Origin of the sequence: Duganella sp. Dugasp56 (assembly GCF_047304105.1) — a bacterium.
GTDB lineage: Bacteria > Pseudomonadota > Gammaproteobacteria > Burkholderiales > Burkholderiaceae_D > Rugamonas > Rugamonas hordei.
The window spans coordinates 1-4,393 of sequence record NZ_JBGLYQ010000100.1 but is presented as its reverse complement, the minus strand read 5'-3'; the positions used below and the strand labels follow the sequence as shown (position 1 = coordinate 4,393).

Sequence of the window (4,393 nt, the reverse complement as noted above, 5' to 3'; positions counted from 1 at the left end):
AGGACCGTGAAACAACTCTGCGCCGATGATAGTGCTGCAACCAGTGTGAAAGTAGGTTATCGTCAGGCTAGTTATACCTAAAAACCCCCACCAGCCAGAACGCGCTCAAGATCGCGTTCAGTGCAGGTGGGGGTTTTTTTCGTCTGTACGGCAGTGACAATCGCCTCTACGCAACGCGCTGAACCAATTGCTGTGCAGGCACAGAATTGAGTTGTATCATTAGCTATTGCACCAGATGGCGGGGTGCGGGGTGAAATGTTTAATTGACTAGGGGTGCACTCATGTCTGCAGAAAGAAAATATCGTCTGGTAACACGCAGCGACTTCGACGGGTTGGTGTGCGCTGTACTGCTGAAGCACCTGAATATGATCGACGAAATCCTGTTCGTCCATCCGAAGGACATGCAGGATGGCAAAATCGCCATCAGCGACAACGATATTACGACCAACTTGCCGTACGTCGCCGGCGTCCACATCGCGTTTGACCACCATTTGTCGGAAACCATCCGCAATACCGGCGAGCGCAAGAACCACGTGATCCATCCCGAAGCGCCGTCCGCCGCGCGTGTGGTGTACGACTACTACGGCGGCGAAAAGGCCTTCCCCTTGTCGTGGAACGACATGATGGTGGCGGTGGACAAGGGCGACGCGGCCCGCTTCAACGAGCAGGAAGTGCTCAATCCTGAGGGCTGGGACCTGCTGAACTTCCTGATGGACGCGCGCACCGGCCTGGGCCGCTTCCGCGAGTTCCGCATCTCGAACTACAATCTGATGATGGACCTGATCGACGCCTGCAAGAACCACACGATCGAGCAGATCATGGAAATGCCGGACGTGAAGGAACGCAAGGACCTGTACTTCGAGCACAGCGAAAAGTGCAAGGAGCAGATCCGCCGTTGCGCCACCATCCACAAGAACCTGGTGGTGCTGGACTTGCGCAACGAGGAGGTCATCTTCGCCGGCAACCGCTTCATCATCTATGCGATGTTCCCGCAGACGAATATCTCGATTCACGTGCTGTGGGGTCTGAAGAATCAGAACACGGTGTTCGCCACCGGCAAGTCGATCCTGAACAAGACATCGAAGACCAATATCGGCGCACTGATGCTGGAATACGGTGGCGGGGGACATGAGAACGCCGGCACCTGCCAGGTCGACAATGAACGCTCAGAGGAAGTGCTGGGAGCGTTGATCGCCAGGATCAATTCCGAGGGTTAAACGTAAAAAAGGCGCTCAGTGAGCGCCTTTTCTTATTCCGCCTCTTTTTCAGGAAGGGCGACCTGGTTGTCCGTGCTGAACTGGTAATCCTTGAACACGTGTTCCGCGCTGAGCAGCTGGTAATCGCCGTTGGCTTTCTTGTGCGAGGTATCCTTCAGGCGGTAGGTGTAGTGGCCGCAGGTCCAGCAGTTGAAGTTGCGCATGTGGGTGCACAAACAGGTCTTGTCCATCACCACGATGTTCTTCTCGTCCGGATGCGCCGCCACTTCGCGGTTGTACGAGTTGATGTAGGCACAGTTGCCGGTCGCGTCCAGCAGGTAGCCGTAGGATTCGCAGCCCGGACGGATGCCGGCGCCGATCGCTGGCGTGCTCTTCAGCATGCGCATCGGATAGCCGGTCGGCGAGATGCCGTTGACGATGATGTCTTCTTCCGACGCCTTGAAGTATTCCTGCTTGACCTTGGCCGGCAGGCCGCACTCGTTGGTGACGGTGAAGCGGGTCGCCACCTGCACGCCCGCCGCGCCCGCTTCGAGGAAGCGCACGGCGTCGCTGCCGGTGAAGATGCCGCCGGCCGCGATCAGCGGGATGTCCAGGTTCTCGGCCTTCAGGTAGTCCAGCAATTCCTGCGTGATGGTCATCAGGTCGTATTCGGCCCAGTCCATGCCGAAGCCCAGGTGGCCGCCGGCCAGCGGGCCTTCGACGATGATGTAGTCCGGCAGGCGGTCCAGCTTGGCGTTCTTGCGCAGGAAGATCTGCAGCGCGCGCACCGACGACACGATGATGCCCAGCTTGGCTTCGCGGAAGCGCGGGTGGTCGGCCATCAGCGCGAACGAGCCGAAGTGCAGGCCGGCCGACAGCGTGATGCCATCGATGCCGGCGTCCAGCGCCGCGTTCAAGCGGGTGCGCAGGGTTTCGCGCGGGCCGTTCATGGTCAGCTTTTCCATGCAGTTGACGAAGATCAGGCCCGGACCTTTCTTCGCGGCCATGGTGGCGCCGATGTGGCGGCGCTGCGCGTCGGCCAGGCGCTCCAGGTCGAACTGCACCACGGACTTGTCCATGTTGTTGATGTTGAACTTGTAGAACTTGGTCTTGTCCTTGACGAAGCTGGTATCGAACTTGCGGTCCGACACATCTTCCACCATCGCGTCGGAGATATGGCCGATGCCCCCCAGGCGGGCAGCTTCCAGAGCTAGTTCCGAAGTCGAAATATCCACACCCATTCCGCCGACCATGATGGGCACGTACTCATTTTTGCCAAATCGCAGGCGGAAATCATCAACACGTTTCATTGCTATCCTTAGACTACCGTAGTGGTTGCCGGGACGGAGCCCGGCGCTATGCATGGTGCGGTCGCGCGGTAGTACCCAGCATGGAGCTAGTTTTATTCTACTCCATGTGTACTACAGCATTGTGACGCCTCAAAAACCGGCGCGGAGGGGCGGCCGCAGCGGATCAGTCGCGGAAGTTATTGAATTCCAACGGCATTTCCGGGACATCCTTGCGCAGCATGGCCATCGCCGCCTGCAGGTCGTCGCGCTTGGCGCCGGTGACGCGCACGGCGTCGCCCTGGATGCTGGCTTGCACTTTCATCTTGCTGTCCTTGATGACGCGCACGATCTTCTTGGCGTCGTCGGACTCGATGCCGTTCTTGATCTTGATCACTTGCTTGACCTTGTCGCCGCCGACCTTCTTGATGTCGCCGTCTTCCAGGAAGCGCACGTCGACCTTGCGCTTGGCCAGCTTGTTGGTCAGCACATCGCGCACCTGCTGCAGCTGGAATTCGGAGTCGGCGACGACGGTCAGTTCGTTTTCCTTGTGCTCGACGGAGGCGCCGGTACCCTTGAAGTCAAAACGGGTGGCGATTTCTTTTTGAGATTGCTCGACGGCATTCTTCACTTCGATCATATCGGCTTCGGAGACTACATCAAACGACGGCATAACTATTTCCTTTTCGTGTGGCATGCAGCATGCGTCAAACCCGCTGCATCAAAGACTGACATTTTAACGGACAACCGGCTCCGTGCCGCCATATCGGCGGTGGTTTTTTACTTGTTTGGCTCTATAATCGATGAAATTTCCTGGTTTTCCCCTTCATGCATCCACAGTCCCTCATCCAGCATCAGTTCCCACTGCAGTCCCTCAACACTTTCGGCATCGCCGCGACCGCGCGCGCGTATTTGCGCGTGACGGAAACAGAGCAGTTGCTCGGCGTTTTGTCAGATCCCGTATGGGCCGCTTCGCCGCGGCTGGTGCTGGGGGGCGGCAGCAATCTGCTGCTGACCGGCGACTTCAACGGGCTGGTTTTGCACATCGCATTGCTGGGCCGCGAGATCGTCGGCGGGGACGAGCGCTGCCACTATGTGCGCGCGGCGGCCGGCGAGAACTGGCACGAATTCGTGCAGTGGACGCTGGATCAAGGCTTGGGCGGGCTGGAGAATCTGTCGCTGATCCCCGGCACCGTCGGTGCGGCGCCGATTCAGAACATCGGCGCCTACGGACTGGAGACCAAGGACGTGTTTCACAGCGTGACGGTGTTCGATCCGGCCAGCGGCACGACGCGCGCGATGGATGCGGCGGCCTGCCGCTTCGCCTATCGCGACAGCGTGTTCAAGCAGGACGGCGGCCGTCAGCTGATCATACTCGACGTGACCTTTGCGCTGCCGAAGCAGTGGCAGCCGAACCTGCGTTATGCGGAACTGGCGCAGGCGGTGGCGGAGCAGGGCATTGCTGAACCGACCGCGCGCCAGGTGGCCGACACGGTGATCGCGATCCGCCGCCGCAAGCTGCCCGATCCGGCGGTGATCGGCAATGCCGGCAGCTTCTTCAAGAATCCGGTGGTGACGGGCGCGCAGTGCGCGGCGCTGCTGGAACGGTTCCCGGCGCTGGTGCACCATCTGCAGCCGGACGGCACGGAGAAGCTGGCGGCCGGATGGCTGATCGATCAATGCGGATGGAAGGGGCGCAGCCTGGGCGCGGCGGGCGTGTACCCGAAGCAGGCGCTGGTGCTGGTGAATAACGGCGGTGCGAGCGGCGCCGACGTTGTGGCGCTGGCCAAGGCGATCCAGGCCGACGTGCAGGCGCGCTATGGCGTGCTGCTGGAACCGGAGCCGGTGTTTATCTAAGAATCGAGGTCAGAAACGGCGGGGTCAGTTCCGGCAATCTGCCACGCGTGGCAG

General features: G+C 60.0%; 4 protein-coding genes. 2 read left to right on the top strand and 2 right to left on the bottom strand.

The annotated features are described in order from the left end of the window. Positions 1–281: 281 nt before the first annotated feature. Complete coding sequence (locus ACCD07_RS32150) at positions 282–1,217, top strand: exopolyphosphatase (protein ID WP_353405612.1); 936 nt, start codon at positions 282–284, stop codon at positions 1,215–1,217. Positions 1,218–1,249: 32 nt separating this feature from the next. Here ACCD07_RS32150 and ACCD07_RS32145 read toward each other — a convergent pair whose 3' ends face one another. After that, positions 1,250–2,506, bottom strand: coding sequence for a nitronate monooxygenase (locus ACCD07_RS32145; RefSeq protein WP_176653513.1), 1,257 nt, complete (start codon positions 2,504–2,506; stop codon positions 1,250–1,252). 163 nt (positions 2,507–2,669) lie between these two features. After that, a complete protein-coding gene (locus tag ACCD07_RS32140) occupies positions 2,670–3,155 on the bottom strand; it encodes a YajQ family cyclic di-GMP-binding protein (RefSeq protein ID WP_176653514.1) in 486 nt (161 codons plus the stop codon). Positions 3,156–3,310: 155 nt separating this feature from the next. Between ACCD07_RS32140 and murB the strand changes: the two genes are divergently transcribed. After that, positions 3,311–4,339 carry a UDP-N-acetylmuramate dehydrogenase gene (murB, locus tag ACCD07_RS32135; protein WP_413449680.1) on the top strand — a complete coding sequence of 343 codons (1,029 nt, stop codon included), beginning with the start codon at positions 3,311–3,313 and terminating at the stop codon, positions 4,337–4,339. The last annotated feature ends 54 nt before the right edge of the window (positions 4,340–4,393 follow it).

What these genes read in the sequence shown, in the direction of transcription:
- ACCD07_RS32150 (WP_353405612.1), top strand. Translation starts at nt 282, where the DNA reads ATGTCTGCAGAAAGAAAATATCGTCTGGTAACACGCAGCGACTTCGAC.
- ACCD07_RS32145 (WP_176653513.1), bottom strand. Translation starts at nt 2,506, where the DNA reads ATGAAACGTGTTGATGATTTCCGCCTGCGATTTGGCAAAAATGAGTAC.
- ACCD07_RS32140 (WP_176653514.1), bottom strand. Translation starts at nt 3,155, where the DNA reads ATGCCGTCGTTTGATGTAGTCTCCGAAGCCGATATGATCGAAGTGAAG.
- murB (WP_413449680.1), top strand. Translation starts at nt 3,311, where the DNA reads ATGCATCCACAGTCCCTCATCCAGCATCAGTTCCCACTGCAGTCCCTC.